The organism is Metapseudomonas otitidis, from assembly GCF_900111835.1.
GTDB classification, from domain to species: Bacteria; Pseudomonadota; Gammaproteobacteria; order Pseudomonadales; family Pseudomonadaceae; genus Metapseudomonas; species Metapseudomonas otitidis.
This window is the reverse complement of sequence record NZ_FOJP01000005.1, coordinates 166,724-188,038: the sequence shown is the minus strand read 5'-3', so window position 1 is coordinate 188,038 and position 21,315 is coordinate 166,724. Positions and strand designations below refer to the sequence as shown.

Here is a 21,315-nt window from a genome sequence, read left to right as displayed (position 1 = left end):
CAATCCTTTTGGCGGGAGTGGAGTGATCGGCGCATTGTGCACGGGGGCCGGGGCGGCGCAAAGGGGCTGCGCTGCGTGACCGGTCGGTCCTGCGCGGACCGTTTCGACAGCCTTTGTTCAGCCGCTCAGGCACGGGCTGTTGCGGCGAGATTCACGGGATCAATGAGGGCGCTTCGCGTATTTGCGCACGCGGGTGGACCTGCTACTTTCCGGGCAGTCCCGCAGCGCGGGCCAGACACATTCAGGGCAAATGAGGACAACAACAATGCAACCTGATTTCTGGAGCGACAAACGCCCTGCCGGCGTACCGGACCAGATCGACCTGGCGGCCTACCGTTCCGTGGTCGAGGTGTTCGAGCGTTCCTGCAAGAAATTCGCCGACCGCCCGGCCTTCCATAACCTGGGCGTGACCCTGACCTACGCCGAGCTGGACCGCCTTTCCGCCGCCTTCGCCGCCTACCTGCAGAAGCACACGGACCTCAAGCCCGGCGACCGCATCGCCGTGCAGATGCCCAACGTCCTGCAATACCCCATCGCCGTGTTCGGCGCCCTGCGCGCCGGCCTGGTGGTGGTCAACACCAACCCCCTCTACACCGCCCGCGAGATGCGCCACCAGTTCAAGGACGCCGGCGTGCGGGCCCTGGTGTACATCAACCTGTTCGGCAAGCTGGTGCAGGAAGTGCTGCCCGACACCGAGATCGAGCACCTGATCGAGGCCCGCATGGGTGACATGCTGCCCAGCATCAAGGGCTGGCTGGTCAACACCGTGGTGAAGAAGGTCAAGAAGATGGTGCCGGATTACCACCTGCCCCAGGCCGTCTCCTTCAAGGACGCCCTGCGCCAGGGCCGGGGCCATGGCCTCAAGCCGGTCAGTGTCGGCCTGGAAGACCTTGCCGTGCTGCAGTACACCGGCGGCACCACGGGCGTGGCCAAGGGCGCGATGCTCACCCACGGCAACCTCGTGGCCAACATGCAGCAGGTCAACGCCTGCCTGTCGCAGCTGGGCCCGGATGGCCAGCCGCTGATGAAGCAGGGCCAGGAGATCATGATCGCGCCGCTGCCGCTCTACCACATCTACGCCTTCACCGCGAACTGCATGTGCATGATGGTCAACGGCAACCTCAACGTGCTGATCACCAACCCGCGCGACATTCCCGGCTTCGTCAAGGAGCTGAAGAAGTGGCGCTTCTCCGCGCTGCTGGGCCTCAACACCCTGTTCGTCGCGTTGATGGACAACCCCGACTTCAAGGACCTGGACTTCTCCAACCTCAAGGTCACCAACTCCGGCGGCACCGCCCTGGTCAAGGCCACCGCCGAGCGCTGGCAGGCCGTCACCGGCTGCACCGTGGTGGAGGGCTACGGCCTCACCGAAACCTCCCCGGTGGCCAGCGCCAACCCCTACGGTGCCCAGGCCCGCCTGGGCACCGTAGGCATCCCGGTGCCCGGCACCGCCTTCAAGGTGATCGACGACGACGGTAACGAGCTGCCCCTGGGCGAGCGCGGCGAGCTGTGCATCCAGGGCCCGCAGGTGATGAAGGGCTACTGGAACCGCCCCGAAGCCACCGCCGAGGTGCTGGACGCCGAGGGCTGGCTGAAGACCGGCGACATCGCCGTGATCGACCCGGACGGCTACGTGCGCATCGTCGACCGCAAGAAGGACCTGATCATCGTCTCCGGCTTCAACGTCTACCCCAACGAGATCGAGGACGTGGTCATGGCCCACCCGAAGGTGGCCAGCTGCGCCGCCATCGGTGTGCCCGACGAGAAGTCCGGCGAGGCGGTGAAGCTGTTCGTCGTCCCCCGCGAGGGCGGCGTTTCCGTCGAGGAGCTGAAGGCCTACTGCAAGGAAAACTTCACCGGCTACAAGGTGCCCAAGCACATCGTCCTCAAGGACGCCCTGCCCATGACGCCGGTCGGCAAGATCCTCCGTCGCGAGCTGCGCGACATCGCCTGATCCATCCCCTCCGACCCTCGCACCTGCCGCCCGGCAGTGTGCGAGGGTTCACAAACCGCCCTGGGACGCGCTTTCTACGCCAGTTAGGTGGTTTGCTCTAAAGGTGACTGATTGGTTTTATCTGGTCATTTTGTTGACTGGAAAGGGTCTATTTGGCTCTGGTCGCCTTTTTTCAAAGCTGATAATCTCGGCGCGCTTTTCGCCCTGGGAAGGGCCTGAAACCGCACAGACCACAAAAAACAACTGCCTCGTGCAGTGAAGATCAGCTGTTGCTCAGGAGTGGGCTTTCCATGACCGATAACTTCTGGACGGACAAGTATCCAGCAGGCGTTCCTGCGGAAATCAATGCCGACGCTTACCCCAACATTCAGGCGGTATTGAAAGAGTCCTGCCAACGCTTTGCCGACAAGCCCGCATTCAGCAACCTGGGCAAGACCCTCACCTACGGTGAGCTCTACGCACTCTCCGGTGCCTTCGCCGCCTACCTGCAGAACCACACCGACCTGCAGCCCGGCGACCGCATCGCCGTGCAACTGCCCAACGTCCTGCAGTACCCCGTCGTGGTCTTCGGTGCCCTGCGCGCCGGCCTGGTGGTGGTGAACACCAACCCGCTGTACACCGCGCGGGAGATGGAGCACCAGTTCAACGACTCCGGCGCCAAGGCCCTGGTGTGCCTGGCCAACATGGCCCACCTGGCCGAGAGCGTGCTGCCCAAGACCGGCATTCGCCACGTGGTGGTGACCGAAGTGGGCGACCTGCTGCCGCCGCTCAAGCGCCTGCTGGTGAACAGCGTCATCAAGTACGTGAAGAAGATGGTGCCGGCCTTCCACCTGCCCCAGGCCGTCAAGCTCAACCACGCACTGGCCAAGGGCCAGGGCAAGGCCGTGCGCGAAGCCTCGCCGGCCGCCAACGACGTTGCCGTGCTGCAGTACACCGGCGGCACCACCGGCGTGGCCAAGGGCGCGATGCTCACCCATCGCAACCTCATCGCCAACATGCTGCAGTGCAAGGCGCTGATGGGCGCCAACCTCAATGAAGGGTGCGAGGTACTCATCACCCCGCTGCCGCTCTATCACATCTACGCCTTCACCTTCCATTGCATGGCGATGATGCTGACCGGCAACCACAACATCCTGATCAGCAACCCGCGCGACCTGCCGGCGATGGTCAAGGAACTGGGCAACTGGAAGTTCACCGGCTTCGTCGGCCTCAACACCCTGTTCGTTGCCCTGTGCAACAACGAGGACTTCCGCAAGCTCGACTTCTCCGCCCTCAAGCTCACCCTGTCCGGCGGCATGGCCCTGCAACTGGCTGCGGCCGAGCGCTGGAAAGAGGTCACCGGCTGCGCCATCTGCGAAGGCTTCGGCATGACCGAGACCAGCCCCGTGGTGTCGGTGAACCCGTTCCAGAGCATCCAGATCGGCACCATCGGCATCCCGGTCCCCTCGACCCAGTGCAAGGTGGTGGACGACGAGGGCAACGACCTCGCCATCGGCGCCATCGGCGAACTGTGCGTCAAGGGCCCGCAGGTGATGAAGGGCTACTGGCAGCGCCAGGACGCCACCGACGAGATCCTCTCGGCGGACGGCTGGCTGAAGACCGGCGACATCGGCCTGATCCAGGAAGACGGCTACATGCGCATCGTCGACCGCAAGAAGGACATGATCCTGGTCTCCGGCTTCAACGTGTACCCGAACGAGCTGGAAGACGTGCTCGCCACCCTGCCGGGCGTCCTGCAATGCGCCGCCATCGGCATCCCGGACGAGAAGTCCGGCGAGGCGATCAAGGTCTTCGTGGTGGTCAAGCCGGGTGCCAGCCTGACCAAGGACGAGGTGATGCAGCACATGCGCGCCAACGTCACCGGCTACAAGGTCCCGCGCTCCGTCGAGTTCCGCGACAGCCTGCCGACCACCAACGTCGGCAAGATCCTGCGCCGTGAACTGCGTGACCAGGAACTGAAGAAGCTCAAGGGCTGACCCGTCCCGGCATGAACGAGCCCCGCACCTGCGGGGCTTTTTCTTTTCCTCGCCCGATGCAGTCACCCCCGGCAGGCGTAGCCCGGGCTTCAGCCCGGGAGCGCCCCGTGCCTCCAGCCGCTTCGCCAGCTCTACCGAACGGTATGACCTCCCGTCCCCCCCGCCCGTTGCCAGCATTGCGACAGCGGTGGATTCGCATAACCTGCGCCGGTCCGCGGGCCCGTGGCCCGCACCGTTATGCTTCCTGGGGGACCTCCATGCGTATGAACGTGCGTCGAATCCTCCTGGCCTGGATGCTGGGAGTTGTCGTCGTCGGCCCGACCGTGGCCGCTGAAAACCCGTCCGCGAAACCGGTGATCGGTTCCGCCTCGCCGCAGGCCGTGACCGGCCGCCCGTTCAGCGTGCTGTTCGTGGGCAACAGCTACACCTTCTACAACGACCTGCCGCGCATGGTCCGGCAGATGTCGCTCGACGCCGCCCAGCCGCGCCCGCTGGACGTGCGCGACGTCACCTTCGGCGGCGCAAGCCTTGAGGCCCACTGGAACCGCGGCGTGGTGCAGCAGGTGCTGGCCAGCCAGCACTGGGACTACGTGGTGATCCAGGACTTCAGCACCATGCCGGTGGACAACCCCGAGAAGACCCGCACCTACGTGCGCCTGATGGCCGCCGAGGCTCGCAAGGCCGGCGCCCAGCCGATCCTCTACCTGACCTGGGCGCGCCAGGCGAACCCGGCCATGCAGGCGCAGCTCGATGCCGTCTACACCGGCCTGGCCAACGAGACCCACGCGCTGCTGGCCCCGGTCGGGCAGGCCTGGAAGCAGGCCCTGGCGGCCACCCCGCAACCGCACCTGTTCATCGAGGACGGCAGCCACCCGAGCTACAGCGGCAGCTACCTGACCGCCTCGGTGTTCTATTCGCTGATCTACGGCGTGCAGCCGCCGGCACCGTCGTCCGAGCAGGCCGCGCGCCTGGACCACGACAGCAGCAGCGCCCTGCAGGGCTTCGCCTGGAATTCCCTGCAGGCCCAGGACCTGGCCCTGCGCACCGTACCGGCCGAGCTGCGCACCCTGCCGATCACCGCCACCCGCTGACCCGTCCCACCCCGCGTCGCCGAGCCATCGGCGCGCGGGCGCTTCCCGATGCGGTGCGGGGGCGGAATCTGCGACAATCGCGCCTTTGCCACGATTGCCCAGCGCCTGATGACCGACATCGCCTCCCTGCACAAGAACCTCGACCACGCCCTGATCGCCGACCGCCATCGCCTGCGCCGCCAGCTCCACGAGCTGCACAAGAAGCCGGACGAGGCGAAGCTCGCCCAGTGGCTGGAACGTTTCCAGGCTTCCTGCGCCAAGGTCGAGGCCCGTCGCGCCAGCGTGCCGCGCATGCGCTATGACGACGCCCTGCCCATCGCCGCCAAACGCGACGAGATCAAGGCCGCCTTGGAGAAGCACCAGGTGCTGGTGATCGCCGGCGAGACCGGTTCGGGCAAGACCACCCAGCTGCCGAAGATCTGCCTGGAGATCGGCCGCGGCACCCATGGCCTGATCGGCCACACCCAGCCGCGCCGGCTGGCCGCGCGCAGCGTGGCGACCCGCGTGGCCGAGGAGATCGGCACGCCCCTGGGCGAACTGGTGGGCTACCAGGTGCGCTTCGAGGACCAGTCCAACGAGCGCAGTCTGATTAAGCTGATGACCGACGGCATCCTGCTGGCCGAGACCCAGCACGACCGCCTGCTCGAGCGCTACGACACGATCATCGTCGACGAGGCCCACGAGCGCAGCCTCAACATCGACTTCCTCCTGGGCTACCTGAAGACCCTGCTGCCGCGCCGCCCGGACCTGAAGCTGATCATCACGTCGGCGACCATCGACCTGGAGCGCTTTTCCAAGCACTTCGGTGACGCGCCCATCGTCGAAGTCTCCGGCCGCACCTACCCGGTGGACACCTGGTACCGGCCCCTGGCCGCCGAGGTGGATGAGAACGGCGAGCCGCTGTTCGACGACCTGTCGGTGGACCAGGGCATCCTCCGCGCCCTGGACGAGATCGCCGACCACGAGCGCGCCGAAGGCAAGCGCCCGGGCGACGTGCTGGTGTTCCTCCCCGGCGAGCGCGAGATCCGCGATGCCGCCGAGGTGCTGCGCAAGGCCAACCTGCGCCACACCGAGGTGCTGCCGCTTTATGCACGGCTGACCCCGGCCGAGCAGCAGAAGATCTTCGCGCCCATGCCGGGCCGCAAGATCGTCCTCGCCACCAACGTCGCCGAAACCTCGCTGACGGTGCCCGGCATCCGCTACGTGATCGACAGCGGCACCGCGCGCATCAGCCGCTACAGCTACCGCGCCAAGGTCCAGCGCCTGCCCATCGAGGCCGTGTCCCAGGCCAGCGCCAACCAGCGCAAGGGTCGCTGCGGCCGGGTCGAGCCGGGCATCTGCGTGCGCCTGTACAGCGAGGAGGACTTCCTCGGCCGCCCCGAGTTCACCGACCCGGAGATCCTGCGCACCAACCTGGCGGCGGTGATCCTGCAGATGCTCCACCTGCGCCTGGGCGACATCGCCGACTTCCCCTTCATCGAACCGCCGGACGGCAAGGCGGTGAGCGACGGCTTCACCCTGCTGCAGGAACTCTCGGCAGTGAACCGCGAAGGTCAGCTCACCCCCCTGGGCCGCCAGCTGGCGCGCCTGCCGGTGGACCCGCGCCTGGGCCGCATGCTGCTGGAGGCCGCCCACCAGGGCAGCCTCGACGAGGTGCTGCTGATCACCAGCGCGCTCTCGGTGCAGGACCCGCGCGAACGGCCGATGGATCGCCAGCAGGCCGCCGACCAGGCCCACGCGCAGTGGAAGGACGCCGATTCCGACTTCGCCGCGCTGGTCAACCTCTGGCGCGGCTTCGAGGAGCAGCGCCAGGCACTGGGCTCCAACGCCCTGCGCACCTGGTGCCGCAAGAACTTCCTCAACTACATGCGCCTGCGCGAGTGGCGCGATGCCCACCGCCAGCTGACGCTGATCTGCCGCGAACTCAAGCTGACCCTCAACAAGGAGCCGGCGGACTACCCGCGCGTGCACAAGGCGCTGCTCTCCGGCCTGCTCAGCCAGATCGGCCAGAAGAGCGAGGACGGCGACTACCTCGGCGCCCGCCAGCGGCGTTTCTGGATCCACCCCTCCACCGTGATCGCCAAGAAGCGCCCGCAGTGGATCATGGCCGCCGAACTGGTGGAGACCACCAAGCTGTTCGCACGCATGGTCGCCAAGATCGACCCCGACTGGCTGGAACCCCTGGCTGGCCACCTGGTGAAGAAGAACCACCTGGAGCCGCACTGGGAGAAGCGCCGTGGCCAGGTCGTGGCCTACGAGCAGGTCACCCTCTACGGGCTGATCGTGGTCGGCCGCCGCCCGGTGCACTACGGCCCCATCGACCCGCCGGTGGCGCGCGAGCTGTTCATCCGCGAGGGCCTGGTGCGCGGCGAGATCCACAGCCGCGCCAAGTGCCTGGCCGCCAACCGCCAGTTGCTGGAACGGCTCGACGAGCTGGAGGCCAAGGCCCGCCGCCGCGACATCCTCGCCGACGAGGAAACCCTCTTCGGCTACTACGCCGCGCGCCTGCCCGAGGACATCTACCAGACCGCCAGCTTCGAGAAGTGGTACGAGCGCGAGCGGGCGAAGAACCCCGAGCTGCTGATCATGCGCGAGGAGGACGTGCTGGCCCGCGAAGCCAGCGAAGTCACCGCCGCGCAGTACCCGGACACCCTGCGCATCGGCGAGCTGCAACTGCCGCTGGACTACCACTTCGAACCCGGCCACCCGCGTGACGGCGTGACCCTGCGGGTGCCCGCGCCCCTGCTGCCGCAGCTGCCCGCCGAGCGCCTCGACTGGCTGGTGCCCGGCCTGCTGGAAGCCAAGTGCGTGGCCCTGGTGCGCAACCTGCCCAAGGCCATCCGCAAGAACTTCGTGCCGGTGCCGGATTTCGTGAAGGCCGCGCTGGCCAAGCTGGCCTTCGCCCAGGGCTCGCTGCCCGAGGCGCTGGGCCGCGAACTGCAGCGCATGACCGGCGCCCGCGTGCCCGAGGAGGCCTGGGCGGAGGCCGCCGGTCTGCTGGAGCACCACCTGAAGATGAACATCGAAGTGGTGGACGCGCGCGGCAAGTTCCTTGGCGAAGGCCGTGATCTGGCCGAGCTGACCGCGCGCTTCGCCGAGGCCAGCCAGGCCGCCCTGGCCATCCCGCAGAAGCAGGGCGAGCAGCGCCCGGTGGAAGCCAAGGGCTTCGCCCAGGTGGCGGAGAAGACCCAGCAGAAGGTTGCCGGCCTGTCCATGACCGTGTACCCGGCGCTGGTGGAGGAGGGCGGCAGCGTCAAGGAAAGCCGCTTCCCCACCCAGGCCGAGGCCGACTGGCAGCACCGCCGCGCCCTGCAGCGCCTGCTGCTGCAACAACTGGCCGAGCCGGCCAAGTACCTGCGCGGCAAGCTGCCGGGCCTGACCGAGCTGGGCCTGCTGTACCGCGACATGGGCCGGGTCGACGCGCTGGTGGAGGACATCCTCCTGGCAAGCCTCGACAGCTGCATCCTCGACGGCGAAGCCAGCCTGCCCCGCGATGGCGCGGCCCTGGCCTCGCTGGCGGAGAAGAAGCGCGGTGCCTGGGCCGAGCACGCCGAACGCCTGGCCCGCCTGACCCTGGACATCCTCAAGCTCTGGCATGGCCTGCAGAAGCGCTTCAAGGGCCGCATCGACCTGGCCCAGGCGGTGGCGCTCAACGACATCAAGGTGCAGCTGGGCAACCTGGTGTACCCCGGTTTCGTCCGCGAGACCCCGGCCGAGTGGCTGAAGGAAGTGCCGCGCTACCTCAAGGCCATCGAGCAGCGCTTCGACAAGATCGGCGCCCAGCTGCAGCGCGACCGCGTCTGGTCCGGCGAGCTGGCCGGCTACTGGGAGCAGTACCAGGCGCGCCTGGCCAAGCATGCCCAGGAAGGCAAGCGCGACCCCGAGCTGGTGCTGTACCGCTGGATGCTGGAGGAGTACCGCGTGTCCCTCTTCGCCCAGCAGCTGGGGACGAAGATGCCGGTCTCCGACAAGCGTCTCAACAAGCAGTGGACCCAGGTGGAGGGTTGATCCGTGAGTGATGTGATGTTCGAAATCCGCCCCATGAGCCCCGAGCTGTACCGCGAGAAGACCCGGCGCATCGCCATTGGCATCGCCGTGCTGTTCATCGCCCTGGCCATGCTGTTCGCCACCGCCAGCGTGCAGCTGTTCGGCACCCCCGGTGGCGACAACTTCCGCTGGAACCTGGCCGGCGTGCTGGCCGGGCTGGCGGTGACCGTGGCCCTGGTGCGCCTGCAGTTCTGGCCGCGCCCGTTCATGGCGCCGGCGGTCTACGGCTGGGGGCTCAAGCGCAGCCTGATGCGCGTCACCAACCTGATGCACCGGGTCAAGGCCGGCGTCGCCGTGAACGACCCGGCGGCGATGAAGCTGCTGCGCTTCTACCACCTGGGCGTGACCCAGATGCACCAGCTGGACGGCAACACCTCCGACCTCAGCCAGATGGTCCGCGAGATCGATGCGCACCGCGAGGCGATGCTGGCCCTGGGGCTCGACCCGGAGCAGGGGCGCCTGGAGCGCGACTGGCTGGACGCGGTCAAGCGCTTCGGCTGAACCCCGCCGCATCGGACAAGGACGACCCCATGCCTTCCACCCTCGAACTCGTCGCCGACCTGGTGAACCTGATCGCCGTGCTGCTGGCGGCGCGCAACAGCGTGCACACCTGGTCCAGCGGCATCCTCGGCTGCGTGCTGTTCGGCTGGTTGTTCTTCGAATCCCAGCTGTATGCCGACGTCACCCTGCAGGGCTTCTTCATCGTCACCAGCGCCCTGGGCTGGTGGGCCTGGTTGCGTGGCAACGCCGGCACCCAGCTGCCGGTGAGCCGCACCGCGCCAGGCACGCTGGCGTGGATGGCGGCCCTGGCGGTGGTGGTGGCGCTGGCCTACGGGGCGCTGCTGCACCACTTCACCGATGCCTACGCACCGCTGGTGGATTCCCTTGTGCTGACCTTCAGCGTGCTGGCGCAACTGTTGCTGATGCGCCGGCGCCTGGAGAACTGGTACGCCTGGCTGCTGGTGAACACCCTGGCGGTGCCGCTCTACGCCTCCCGCGAGCTGTACCTCACCGCCGGGCTCTACACGCTGTTCTGGTGCAACGCCTGGTACGGCCTGTACCGCTGGCGCCGTGAGCTGCGCGAGGCCGCTGCGCCCCTGGCCGGGCAGGAACCGGCCTGAGATGAACACGACCTTCCGCACCGGCCTGGTGGTAGGCAAGTTCTCGCCGCTGCACCTGGGCCATGAGCGACTGATCCGCGCGGCCCAGGGGCAATGCGAGCGGCTGTTGCTGCTCTGCTGGTCCCTCCCCGAGCTGCCGGGGTGCGATGCCGGGCGCCGTGAGCGCTGGCTGCGCCTGCGCTTTCCGGAGTTGCAGGCCGAGGTGGTCACCCCGGCCCGCATCCGGGCCTGGCGGGAGCAGGGCAAGCGCCTGCCCGACCTGCCCCACAACGACGCCCCCGAGTTCGAGCCGCGCCAGTTCGTCGCCGAGTTCTGCCAGGCGGTGTTCGGCACCACGGTGGACGCGGTGTTCACCAGCGAGGGCTATGGCGAGGGGGTCGCCGCGCACCTGGCGGGTGTCTTCGGGCACCCGGTGCAGCACATCTGCGTCGACCCGCAGCGCCTCGCCGTGCCCGTCTCCGGCACCCGCCTGCGGGCCGACCCCCACGGGTTGCGGGACTTCCTCGCCCCCGAGGTGCATGCCGATTTCGTCGAACGCATCGTCCTGCTCGGTGGCGAGTCCACCGGCAAGAGCAGCCTCGCCATCGCCCTGGCCGCCGCGCTCGACGCGCCTTGCGTTGCCGAATTCGGCCGCGAGCACTGGGTGGCGAAGGACGGCCAGCTGGAGTTCGATGACCTGCTGCACATCGGCCGCACCCAGGTGGCGCGGGAAGACCGGGCGGCACTCACGGCCGGGCGCTACCTGGTCTGCGACACCTCGGCGCTGACCACGCTGTTCTACAGCCAGGCGATGTTCGGCCGCGCCGAAGCCGAGCTGGCCACCCTGGCCGAACGTCCCTACGCGCACACCTTCCTCTGCGCCGACGACTTCCCCTTCGTGCAGGACGGCACCCGCCAGGACGACAGCTTCCGCCGCCGCCAGCAGGCCTGGTACCGCGCGGAACTCCAACGTCGCGGCTGGCCCTACCGGGTGCTCACCGGCCCGCTGGAGGCGCGGGTGAAGCAGGTGCTGGATGCCCTGCGCGGTGGTTCCCCGGGCTGAAGCCCGGGCTACGGGGCGGCGAGCTACGTGGTGAGGGTGGTGGCGCCGTGCTATACAGCCCGGCAGGACTCCCGAGAGTAAACGACCATGGCCAGGCAGAACGGCAGCAGTACCGTCCCGGCAGTGCCTTCCGGCAGGCAGGGTTTCAGCCGCTTCGTCTGGCGGGCCCTGTTGCCTCGTGCCCTGGGGCTGCCTGTCGGCGCCTTGTGCCTTGCCCTGCCGCTGTGGGAGTTGCACCGACCGGCGTGGGTCTGGGTGCTGCTGGCGCTGTTCTCCTTCGTCTGGCCCTGGGTGGCCCTGGCGTTGAGCCGGAGCTACCAGGACCCGGTGCGCAACGAGCGTCGGCACATCCTGTTCGACTCCTTCGCCGGCACTTTCTGGATCGCCACCGCCGGCTTCAGCCCGCTTGCCACCTGCGTGGCCTTCGCCATGTTGCAGGCGAACAACGTCGCCGCCGGCGGCATCCGCTTCGTGGCCCAGGGCCTGCTGGCGCAGCTGGCCGGCGTGGGGGCGGGCATCCTGGTGTTCGGCTTCACCTTCCACAGCCCCATCACCTTGCAGCACCTGCTGCTGTGCCTGCCGATGATGCTGCTGCACCCCCTGGTGATCGGCGCCACCCTCTATGACCTGGCCCAGAGCGTGGCGCGCAGCCGCAAGGCGCTGCGCACCCTGAGCCAGACCGACAGCCTCACCGGCCTCTACAACCGCCGCCACTGGACCGAGCAGGCCCAGCAGGAATTCCTCCGATGCCAACGGGGCGGCCAGCCCGCCTGCCTGGCGCTGGTGGACCTGGATCACTTCAAGGCCGTCAACGACACCCGTGGCCACCTGGCCGGCGACGAGTTGCTGGAGCGCCTGGGTCGGGGCTTGCGCGAGACCCTGCGGGACACCGACCTGTGCGGGCGCTATGGCGGCGACGAGTTCTGCGTGCTGCTGCCGATGACCCAGGAGGAGGGCGCCCGGGTGCTGCTGGAGCGCCTGCGCGAGAAGATCGCCCGCGAGGAAGGCGATGTGGGGTTGAGCATCGGCCTGGCCGTCTTCGACGGGCGCATGGCGTCGGTGGAGGACTGGATCCGCGCAGCGGACCAGGCGCTCTACCGGGCCAAGTCCCAGGGGCGCAACCGGGTGGTGGTGCTGGAGCGCACGGGGTGACGCCAGCGCGGCGCCGGGGGTTCAACTCCGGCGCCGCAGCGGGTAAGGTGCGCGGCTGACCAGTCGGCATATGGAGCGCCACGATGAGCCTTCACGGTACCTACGATCCGCAGAACATCTTTGCCCAGATCATCCGGGGCGATGCCCCGTGCTACAGGCTCTACGAAGACGACGACGTGCTCGCCTTCCTCGACCTGTTCCCGCAGTCCTACGGTCATGCCCTGGTGATCCCCAAGCGCTCGGCGGCGCGCAACCTGCTGGACGTGGACCCGGAGGCGCTGGCCAAGGTCATGGCCGTGGTGCAGCGGCTGTCCCGCGTAATCACCGAGGAGCTGAAGCCGGCCGGTGTCCAGGTGGCCCAGTTCAACGGCGCCCCGGCCGGGCAGACCGTGTTCCACCTGCACTTCCACATCATTCCCCGCTACGAGGGGGAAGGCCTGGGCATCCACGCCAGCCAGAAGGCCGACCCCGCCGTGCTGGAAGCGCTCCAGGCGCGCATCAGCCGCCATCTGTAAGGCCTGTTGCCCTCGCGCTACGAGGGCAGTCGAGCTGTCTAGATCAAGGCGCCTAGGTACACCAGTGCATAAACGCCGAGCATGAACACCACGCCGACGCCTACCGCTTGCCAGTTGGACAGGAAGGCTCCGTTTTCCTCGACGTGCTGGTTGATGTCGTCCTCCAGCAAGACGTTGGCGAACATGAGCATCGTTACGACCTGAACGACGGTGAACGGCAGCGCCGGAACGCTTTCCGGCAGGAGCCAGAGCAGTCCGCACATGAGTAGCAGTTGGATGATCGAGCCTGTCCATACCAACGCCCCTTTGTTGGCCTTTCCTCGTAGTTGGAGGTTGTGCATCACGATCCAGGCTCCGGCCAGTGGTGTGCCGAAAAGAGTGGCCCAGCCGACAGCGCTGATCCGGTATAGCGGGTTGGCCGTTTCGTGAGCGATTTCTCCTGCTTGGAGTTCCGCTTCTGGGGATTGATAGGGGTTATCGTTTTTTACTTCCATGTCGAAAGTTCCTGTTCGGCTTGTGTTGACGCAGTCGCGTGAATGCGCGCTGCTCCTCGTCTGCGTGCCCGCTTCTCGACTCGACGCAGGCAGCAGTGGTCGGGGAGTGTGCCTGCCAGTCGGATCGGTTGCATGTGAGTGCTTGTTTATGAATTGATTGGTTTTTTCTGATTGTGGTGAGGCTACCGAAATGCCCGGTGGTCTGCCGTTGCGCTCCGGCAGGCGCCAGAAGGGCCCGTGCTGTGGCAAACTTCGCCGCCAGCAAGCGCCTCGCCCGTTATCCTGCGTGGGCCGTGCCCAGTCCGGGGCACGGATGACTTGCCAACCCGTTCCACCCACCATCCCGCTGCCCGGAGATGGCCCAATTTCAGACGCCGGGCGCGCCCTGTCGGCCGGCGAACCAACTGCCTAACCGGCTGTGCCCGTCACAGCCCCGCAATGAGAGGATCGACCGTGCACAACGTCGTGATCAGTGGCACCGGCCTTTACACCCCGTCCAACAGCATCTCCAACGAAGAACTCGTGGCGTCCTTCAACGCCTACGTGCAGGCCTTCAACGCCGAGAACGCCGCTGCCATCGAGCGCGGCGAGGTGGAAGCACTGGCCGAGTCCAGCGTGGCGTTCATCGAGAAGGCCTCGGGCATCAAGAGCCGCTTCGTGGTGGACAAGGCCGGCATCCTCGATCCGCAGCGCATGGTGCCGCGCATCCCCGAACGCTCCAACGACGAGTGGGGCATCCTCTGCGAGATGGCCGTGGGCGCGGCCCGCGAGGCCCTGGAGCGTGCCGGCCGTACCGCTGCCGACATCGACGGCGTGATCGTCGCCTGCTCCAACCTGCAGCGCGCCTACCCGGCAGTGGCCATCGAGGTCCAGGCTGCACTGGGCATCCAGGGCTACGGCTACGACATGAACGTCGCCTGCTCCTCCGCCACCTTCGGCATCCAGGCGGCCGTGACCGCGATCCAGACCGGCCAGGCCCGCGCCATCCTCATGGTCAACCCGGAGATCTGCACCGGCCACCTGAACTTCCGTGACCGCGACAGCCACTTCATCTTCGGCGACGCCGCCACCGCAGTGATCCTGGAGCGTGCCGACAAGGCCACCTCCAAGCACCAGTTCGAAGTCGTCGGCACCAAGCTGCTGACCCAGTTCTCCAACAACATCCGCAACAACTTCGGCTTCCTCAACCGCGCGGCGGAAGAGGGTATCGGCGCCCGCGACAAGCTGTTCGTGCAGGAAGGCCGCAAGGTGTTCAAGGACGTCTGCCCGATGGTGGCCGAGCTGATCGCCGCGCACCTGCAGGAGAACGACATCGACGTCACCCAGGTGAAGCGCTTCTGGCTGCACCAGGCCAACCTGAACATGAACCTGCTGATCGCCCGCAAGCTGCTGGGCCGTGACGCCGAGCCCCAGGAAGCGCCGGTGATCCTCGACACCTACGCCAACACCAGCTCCGCCGGTTCGGTCATTGCCTTTCACAAGCACCAGGACGACCTGCCCAGCGGCAGCCTCGGCGTGCTCAGCTCCTTCGGCGCCGGTTACTCCATCGGCAGCGTGATCCTGCGCAAGCGCTGATGCCCCTCCCTGCGGACGCCGAACTGCTGCCCCGCCTGCGCGCGGGGGAGCCTTCGGCGTTTCGCCAGCTCATCGCCGCCCACCAGGGCGCGATGCGCGCGGTGGCCTACGCCATCGCCGGCCCCCGCCATGTGGAAGAAGTGGTCCAGGACGCCTGGCTGGCCGCCGTGCGCGCGCTCGACGGTTTCGAAGGCCGCTCCAGCCTCAAGACCTGGCTGCTCACCATCGCCGCCAACACCGCCCGTACCCGCGCCAGCCAGGCCCGGCGGGAGGTACTGCTGGATGACCTGCCAGCGCCCCATGGCAGCCTCGATGACGCCCGCTTCGCCCCTGACGGCCATTGGCTGCGCCCACCCAGCGCCTGGCACGAGGACTCGCCGGAAGCCCTGCTGCAGGCCGACGAGCTGCGCGAGTGCCTGGAGAAGACCCTGCTGAGCCTGTCCGACCTGCAGCGCAGCGTGTTGCTGCTGCACGAGCGCGAAGGGCTGGCGCCGGAGGCCATCTGTAATCTCCTGGACGTTTCGCTCTCCAATATGCGCGTGTTGCTGCACCGCGCGCGCCTGAAGGTCTTCGCCACCCTGGAGCACTACGAGGAGACGGGCCAATGCTGAATTGCCGAGCGCTGGTGGCCTGTTCCAGCGACTACCTCGACGGCCGCCTCGGGCTGCTGGCGCGCCTCGATGCGCGCCGCCATCTGCTGTTTTGCGCCGATTGCCGGCGCTTCATCCACCAGCTGGCGGTGACCCGCGAGGTGGTGCGGCATCTGCCTGATGCTTCCCCGGGGGAAGTGGACGTACTGGCCCAGCGCCTGGCCGACGAGCGCCGCTCCCGGGGCTGACGCACCCTCGCCACCGTTCTGTCATCTTTCCCGCCGCCACGAACCTGTACGCCCTGCTTGATGGCCGGCTGGAACCCGCATGGGTGCTGGCTTTGAGCCTTATTTCCCATCGGACTTAAAAAGTTCCTATGTCATAAAACATTTATCTAAAAGCAACTGAGCTGAAATAACCCCCCGCCAACATTCCCCACCAGCACGAACGAGCCCCGAGGGCTCGGGTGTTTTTCCAGCACTAAGACCAATTAGGGGAATCTTCGATGATCCGTAAGCACCTCGCCGGTATTGCCGCCAGCGCCATCGCCCTGGCCATTTCCGCCCAGGCCTTCGCAGGTACCGTGACCACCGACGGCACCGACATCGTTATCAAGACCAAGGGCGGCCTGGAAGTCGGCACCACCGACAAGGCGTTCAGCTTCAAGCTCGGCGGCCGTCTGCAAGCCGACTACGGCCGCTTCGATGGCCTGTACACCCGCAACGGCGACACCGGTGACGCGGCCTACTTCCGTCGTGCTTACCTGGAACTGTCCGGCGTGGCCTACACCGACTGGGCCTATGCCGTGGCCTACGACTTCTCCGAGAACTCCGGCAACAGCAGCGGCGCGCCCAGCAGCGGCAACTTCGACGAAGCCTCGATCAGCTACACCGGCTTCAACCCGATCACCATCCGCTTCGGTCGCTTCGACCCGGACTTCGGCCTGGAGAAAGCCACCAGCTCCAAGTGGGTGACCGCGCTCGAGCGCAGCGCCATGAACGAAGTGATCGACTGGGCCAACACCCACCAGGACGGCATGGGCATCCAGTTGCAGGCGCTGATCAGCAACTACGCCTACGTGTCCACCAGCCTGAGCAGCAAGGACGCCAACGACGACGAAGGCGACAGCGTCAAGCAGTTCAACGCCCGCGCCGTATTCGCGCCGATGGCCGAAGCCGGCAACGTGCTGCACTTCGGTGCCAACTTCGCCCGCCGCAACCTGGACGACGTGGCCGGTGCCGACGTTCGCTACCGCTCCCGCCTGGGCATGCGCGGTGTAGACACCAACGGCGGCAACGCCTCCGGCAACCTGGGCAACCGTGCTGTGCTGGCCGGTACCAACTCCGCCACTTCCTTCTGGGATGACGACTCCGCCTACGGCCTGGAAGCCGCCTACGCAACCGGCCCGTTCTCCCTGCAGGGCGAATGGATGAAGCGTGAGACCAAATCCGCCGGCACCCAGTCCGACCTCGAAGCCTCCGGCTTCTACGTCCAGGCTGCCTACACCCTCACTGGCGAGGCTCGCGGCTACAAGATGGGCAAGTTCGACTCCATCAAACCGACCAACAAGCAGACCGGCGCCTGGGAAGTCTATTACCGCTACGACAGCATCTCGGCTGACAACGATGTCGCCGTCGCTGCCGCCGCCAACCAGACCTACCTGCGTGATGCCCAGGACACCAAGGCCAAGGTGCACAACCTCGGTGTGAACTGGTACGCCAACGAAGCGGTGAAGATCAGCGGCATGTACACCAAGGCCAAGACTGACCACTTCACCAACCGCAATGGCGACGACAGCGGCGACGGCTTCGTCATCCGCGCGCAATACGTGTTCTAAGCAACTCCGTTCATCCGCTCCTTCTTGGGCCCCGCTTCGGCGGGGCTTTTTTATGGCGCGGATTTTCGCGGTCGGACCCGCGTGTGCGACGCCTTGTGGGAGCGGCTTCACCCGCTCTGCACCAGGGGCGTCGGCAATTTCTCCACGGCGGACTTTTTTTCGACTGCGCCCCGCGCCAGACTGCTCGCCATGCCTATCCAGACCCTCACCCGACTCTCCGACCTGGCGCCCGAGCACTGGGACGCCCTGCTGCCCGATGACCAGCCCTTCCTGCGCCATGCCTTCCTCTCGACCCTGGAGGACAGCGGCAGTGTGGGGGGACAGTCCGGCTGGTACCCGGCGCACCGGCTGCTGCTGGACGACCAGGGCCTCCTGCGCGCGGCGATGCCGGCCTATGTGAAGGTGCACTCCTACGGTGAGTACGTGTTCGACTGGTCCTGGGCCGATGCCTGCCAGCGTGCCGGGATCGGCTACTACCCCAAGCTGCTGGGGGCCGTGCCGTTCTCCCCGGTCGGCGGCGCGCGCCTGCTGGCGGTGGACGCCAGCGCGGCGTCGGCGCTGCTGGAGGGGGTGACCGAAGCCCTCGACGCGGAGGACCTGTCGAGCCTGCATCTGAATTTCACCGATGCCTTCGCCGACGCGGTGCTGCGCGGGCGCGAGCACTGGCTGGAGCGCCTGGGCTGCCAGTACCACTGGCACAACCGGGGCTACCGGGACTTCCAGGACTTTCTCGATGCATTCGCCTCGCGCAAGCGCAAGCAGGTGCGCAAGGAGCGTGAGCAGGTGGCGGGGCAGGGGATCGATTTCCAGTGGCGCGAGGGGCACGAGCTGCTGGAGGCGGACTGGGACTTCGTCTATGCCTGCTACGCCAACACCTATGCGGTGCGGGGGCAGACGCCCTACCTGACGCGCGCCTTCTTCAGCCTGTTGGCCGAGCGCATGCCTCAGGCCATTCGCGTGGTGTTCGCGGTGCAGGCAGGCCGGCCGGTGGCCATGGCGTTCTCGCTGGTGGATGGCAGCACCCTGTACGGGCGTTACTGGGGCTGCCTGGCGGAGTTCGACCGCCTGCATTTCGAGACCTGTTTCTACCAGGGCATCGAGTGGGCGATCCGCGCCGGGCTGTCGCGTTTCGACGCCGGCGCCCAGGGCGAACACAAACTGATCCGGGGCTTCGAGCCGGTCGTGACCCGCTCCTGGCACCTGCTGCGCCACCCCGGCTTGCGCGCGGCAGTGGCGGACTTCCTGGCCCAGGAACGCCCCGCGATCCTCCGTTATGCCGAGGAGGCGCGGGGCCTGTTGCCCTATCGCCAGGGCTGAGCCTCAGCCGTTGCTGAGGGTGCTGCCGCCCCATTCCAGGTAGCGCATCTTGTGCACGTCGCCCTGGCTGTCCTCGTACACCATCACCACCGGCACCACGCCGGCACGGCTGCTGTTGTCGGTGCGGTAGAGCACTTTCTTCACGTCGACCTGCATCCCGTAGTGGTACTCCTCCACCGGGAGGCCGGCGCCGGGGGCGCGGCTTTCGGCGGCGAACACGGTGGGGGTGAGGCTGGAGAGAACGGCGGTGACGGCGGCTGCGATTTTCATGACGGTCTTTCCTCGATCAGTGGGTGGCGCTCCGACCGAAGCCCGGGGCCTGTGGCGCGGCTTCGGTGGGTGCCGGGAACGGGGTCTATATGACCACCGCCCCTTTCATCGCGGAAATTGATGGTTCTTCTAGTCGAGATCATCGGGATTGATAGTCGACGCGATTCCCGGGTGACCGCCGTGCGCGGTAATGGTGGATGGAAAGAGCGCGATCCACCGTTGCGGTGTGGCCGATGTGGCGGGCGGGTTCCTCAAAACCGTTGCATTGATCGTCGCGATGCGCTTCGTGGCCTCAGCACATCCTACGGGCTGAGCCTGTGACTGTTGCGGCATGGCCGATGTGTCGGTGGGCTCAGACCGTTGCGGTGCGGCCTGATGCGCTTCGTGGCCTCAGCGCATCCTACGGGCCGTACCTGTGGCCGTAGGATGGGCTGAGCTGTGCGAAGCCCATGGTGTTTGGCGGTGTTGGAACTCCAGCGGCTCAGTCGACGCCGACGAAGCCACCGGTCTGGTGGCGCCACAGGCGGGCGTAGAGGCCGCCCTGGGCGAGCAGCTCGGCGTGGCTGCCGCTTTCCACCACGCGGCCTTGGTCGAGGACCACCAGGCGGTCCATGCGGGCGATGGTGGAGAGGCGGTGGGCGATGGCGATCACCGTCTTGCCGCGCATCAGGCTCTCCAGGCTTTCCTGGATGGCCGCTTCCACTTCCGAATCCAGTGCCGAGGTGGCCTCGTCGAGGATCAGCAGCGGTGCGTCCTTGAGCAGCACGCGGGCGATGGCGATGCGCTGGCGCTGACCGCCGGAGAGCTTCACGCCGCGCTCGCCAACGTGGGCGTCCAGGCCGTGGCGGCCTTCGGCGTCGCTGAGCTGGGGGATGAAGCCGTCGGCGCGGGCCTTGCTCACCGCGTCCCAGAGCGCCGCATCATCCGCGTCCGGGCGGCCGTAGAGCAGGTTCTCGCGGATGGAGCGGTGCAGCAGCGAGGTGTCCTGGGTGACCATGCCGATCTGCGCGCGCAGGCTGTCCTGGGTCACCTGGGCGATGTCCTGGCCATCGATGAGGATGCGCCCGCCTTCCAGGTCGTAGAGGCGCAGCAGCAGGTTCACCAGGGTCGACTTGCCGGCGCCGGAAGGGCCCACCAGGCCGATCTTCTCGCCGGGGCGCACGTGCAGGTCCAGGTGCTCGATCACCCCGCTGCCCTTGCCGTAGTGGAAGCGCACCGCCTCGAAGCGCACCTCGCCACGCTGCACCTGCAGGGGCTGTGCGTCGGGGAAGTCCACCACCTGGCGCGGCACGGCGATGGTCTGGATGCCGTCCTGCACCTGGCCGATGTTGTCGAAGATGCCGTTGACCACCCACATGATCCAGCCGGACATGTTGATGATGCGGATCACCAGGCCGGTGGCCAGGGCGATGGCGCCGGCGCTGATCAGGCCCTGGTTCCACAGCCACAGGGCGAGGCCGCAGGTGCTGACCACCAGGGCGCCGCCGAGCAGGGTGACGACGGTGTCCATGATGGTGACCACCCGCGCGGCCAGCTGGCTGCGCCAGGTCTGTTCGTCCAGCGCTTCGCGGGCGTAGCCCTCTTCGTCACGGGTGTGGGCGAACAGCTTGAGGGTGGTGATGTTGGTGTAGCCGTCGACGATGCGCCCCATCAGCCGCGAGCGGGCATCGGAGGACTCCACCGAGCGCTGCTTGACCCGGGGCACGAACCAGGCGATGGCGATGACGTAGGCGATGATCCAGGCCAGCAGCGGCAGCATCAGCCGCCAGTCGGCCTCGGCGAACAGCACCAGGGAGCTGACGGCGTAGATCAGCACGTGCCAGAGGGCATCCACCGCCTGCACGGCGGAGTCCCGCAGGGAGTTGCCGGTCTGCATGATGCGCTGGGCGATGCGGCCGGCGAAGTCGTTCTGGAAGAAGCCGAGGCTCTGCTTGAGCACGTAGCGGTGGTTCTGCCAGCGGATCAGGTTGGTCAGGCTGGGGTTGATGCTCTGGTGCACCAGCAGGTCGTGCAGGGCGTTGAACAGCGGGCGCAGCAGCAGGGTCACCACCGCCATCCACAGCAGCTCGTGGCCGTGGGCGCTGAACAGTTCGCCGGCCGGGGTGGACTGCGCCAGGTCGACGATGCGCCCGAGGAAGCTGAACATCGCCACTTCGATCAGCGCCACGATCAGCCCCACCACCAGCAGGGCGGCGAACACCGGCCAGACCTGGCGCAGGTAGTGCAGGTAGAAGCGCAGCACGCTGCGTGGCGGGGTGTCGTCAGGGGCCGGTCGGAAGACGTCGATCAGGCGTTCGAAGCGGCGGAGCATGGCGGGACCTCGACGAAGAACGG

Annotated in this window: 17 protein-coding genes; 14 read left to right on the top strand and 3 right to left on the bottom strand. The window is 67.3% G+C overall.

The window, feature by feature from the left end; translation table 11 throughout:
• Positions 1-265: 265 nt before the first annotated feature.
• The 9 genes from fadD2 (at position 266) to BM198_RS08080 (ending at position 12,898) form a co-directional block, all read left to right on the top strand.
• Entirely contained in the window at positions 266-1,954 is a 1,689-nt protein-coding gene (gene fadD2 / locus BM198_RS08120) for a long-chain-fatty-acid--CoA ligase FadD2 (protein ID WP_074969127.1), read from the top strand.
• A gap of 290 nt (positions 1,955-2,244) precedes the next feature.
• Entirely contained in the window at positions 2,245-3,930 is a 1,686-nt protein-coding gene (fadD1, locus tag BM198_RS08115; protein WP_044413452.1) for a long-chain-fatty-acid--CoA ligase FadD1, read from the top strand.
• A gap of 263 nt (positions 3,931-4,193) precedes the next feature.
• On the top strand, positions 4,194-5,021 hold the full coding sequence (locus tag BM198_RS08110; RefSeq protein ID WP_139233585.1) for an SGNH/GDSL hydrolase family protein: 828 nt from the start codon (positions 4,194-4,196) through the stop codon (positions 5,019-5,021).
• Between the two features lie 108 nt (positions 5,022-5,129).
• Positions 5,130-9,029 (top strand): ATP-dependent RNA helicase HrpA, encoded by a 3,900-nt coding sequence (gene hrpA / locus BM198_RS08105; protein ID WP_074969125.1) that lies wholly within the window; start codon positions 5,130-5,132, stop codon positions 9,027-9,029.
• A gap of 15 nt (positions 9,030-9,044) precedes the next feature.
• The gene (locus BM198_RS08100) at positions 9,045-9,569 is read left to right on the top strand and encodes a DUF3087 domain-containing protein (protein ID WP_074969123.1); all 525 of its coding nucleotides are present in this window, start codon (positions 9,045-9,047) and stop codon (positions 9,567-9,569) included.
• Between the two features lie 29 nt (positions 9,570-9,598).
• Positions 9,599-10,189, top strand: a complete 591-nt coding sequence (gene pnuC, locus BM198_RS08095) for a nicotinamide riboside transporter PnuC (RefSeq protein ID WP_074969122.1) — start codon at positions 9,599-9,601, stop codon at positions 10,187-10,189.
• A 1-nt stretch (position 10,190) separates the two neighbouring features.
• A complete protein-coding gene (locus BM198_RS08090) occupies positions 10,191-11,231 on the top strand; it encodes an AAA family ATPase (RefSeq protein WP_074969119.1) in 1,041 nt (346 codons plus the stop codon).
• Between the two features lie 87 nt (positions 11,232-11,318).
• Positions 11,319-12,383 (top strand): sensor domain-containing diguanylate cyclase, encoded by a 1,065-nt coding sequence (locus BM198_RS08085; RefSeq protein ID WP_083422354.1) that lies wholly within the window; start codon positions 11,319-11,321, stop codon positions 12,381-12,383.
• Between the two features lie 83 nt (positions 12,384-12,466).
• Positions 12,467-12,898, top strand: a complete 432-nt coding sequence (locus BM198_RS08080; RefSeq protein WP_044413468.1) for an HIT family protein — start codon at positions 12,467-12,469, stop codon at positions 12,896-12,898.
• Between the two features lie 38 nt (positions 12,899-12,936).
• Here BM198_RS08080 and BM198_RS08075 read toward each other — a convergent pair whose 3' ends face one another.
• A complete protein-coding gene (locus tag BM198_RS08075; RefSeq protein WP_044413471.1) occupies positions 12,937-13,392 on the bottom strand; it encodes a hypothetical protein in 456 nt (151 codons plus the stop codon).
• 453 nt (positions 13,393-13,845) lie between these two features.
• Here BM198_RS08075 and BM198_RS08070 point away from each other — a divergent pair, with 453 nt between their 5' ends.
• The 5 genes from BM198_RS08070 to BM198_RS08050 all read left to right on the top strand — a co-directional run bounded on the left by BM198_RS08070 (position 13,846) and on the right by BM198_RS08050 (position 18,711).
• Entirely contained in the window at positions 13,846-14,967 is a 1,122-nt protein-coding gene (locus BM198_RS08070; RefSeq protein ID WP_074969117.1) for a beta-ketoacyl-ACP synthase III, read from the top strand.
• A complete protein-coding gene (locus tag BM198_RS08065) occupies positions 14,967-15,578 on the top strand; it encodes an RNA polymerase sigma factor (RefSeq protein ID WP_074969115.1) in 612 nt (203 codons plus the stop codon). Before BM198_RS08070 ends, BM198_RS08065 begins: the two co-directional genes overlap by 1 nt.
• Positions 15,572-15,805 carry an anti-sigma factor gene (locus tag BM198_RS08060; RefSeq protein ID WP_074969113.1) on the top strand — a complete coding sequence of 78 codons (234 nt, stop codon included), beginning with the start codon at positions 15,572-15,574 and terminating at the stop codon, positions 15,803-15,805. Before BM198_RS08065 ends, BM198_RS08060 begins: the two co-directional genes overlap by 7 nt.
• A gap of 257 nt (positions 15,806-16,062) precedes the next feature.
• On the top strand, positions 16,063-17,394 hold the full coding sequence (locus BM198_RS08055; protein WP_074969111.1) for an OprO/OprP family phosphate-selective porin: 1,332 nt from the start codon (positions 16,063-16,065) through the stop codon (positions 17,392-17,394).
• 189 nt (positions 17,395-17,583) lie between these two features.
• On the top strand, positions 17,584-18,711 hold the full coding sequence (locus tag BM198_RS08050; RefSeq protein ID WP_074969109.1) for a GNAT family N-acetyltransferase: 1,128 nt from the start codon (positions 17,584-17,586) through the stop codon (positions 18,709-18,711).
• A gap of 3 nt (positions 18,712-18,714) precedes the next feature.
• Here BM198_RS08050 and BM198_RS08045 read toward each other — a convergent pair whose 3' ends face one another.
• Both BM198_RS08045 and BM198_RS08040 read right to left on the bottom strand, forming a co-directional pair.
• Positions 18,715-18,981 (bottom strand): DUF2790 domain-containing protein, encoded by a 267-nt coding sequence (locus BM198_RS08045; protein ID WP_074969107.1) that lies wholly within the window; start codon positions 18,979-18,981, stop codon positions 18,715-18,717.
• 481 nt (positions 18,982-19,462) lie between these two features.
• Positions 19,463-21,292: an ABC transporter ATP-binding protein gene (locus BM198_RS08040; protein ID WP_074969105.1), complete on the bottom strand. Its 1,830-nt coding sequence runs from the start codon at positions 21,290-21,292 to the stop codon at positions 19,463-19,465.
• Positions 21,293-21,315 lie beyond the last annotated feature (23 nt).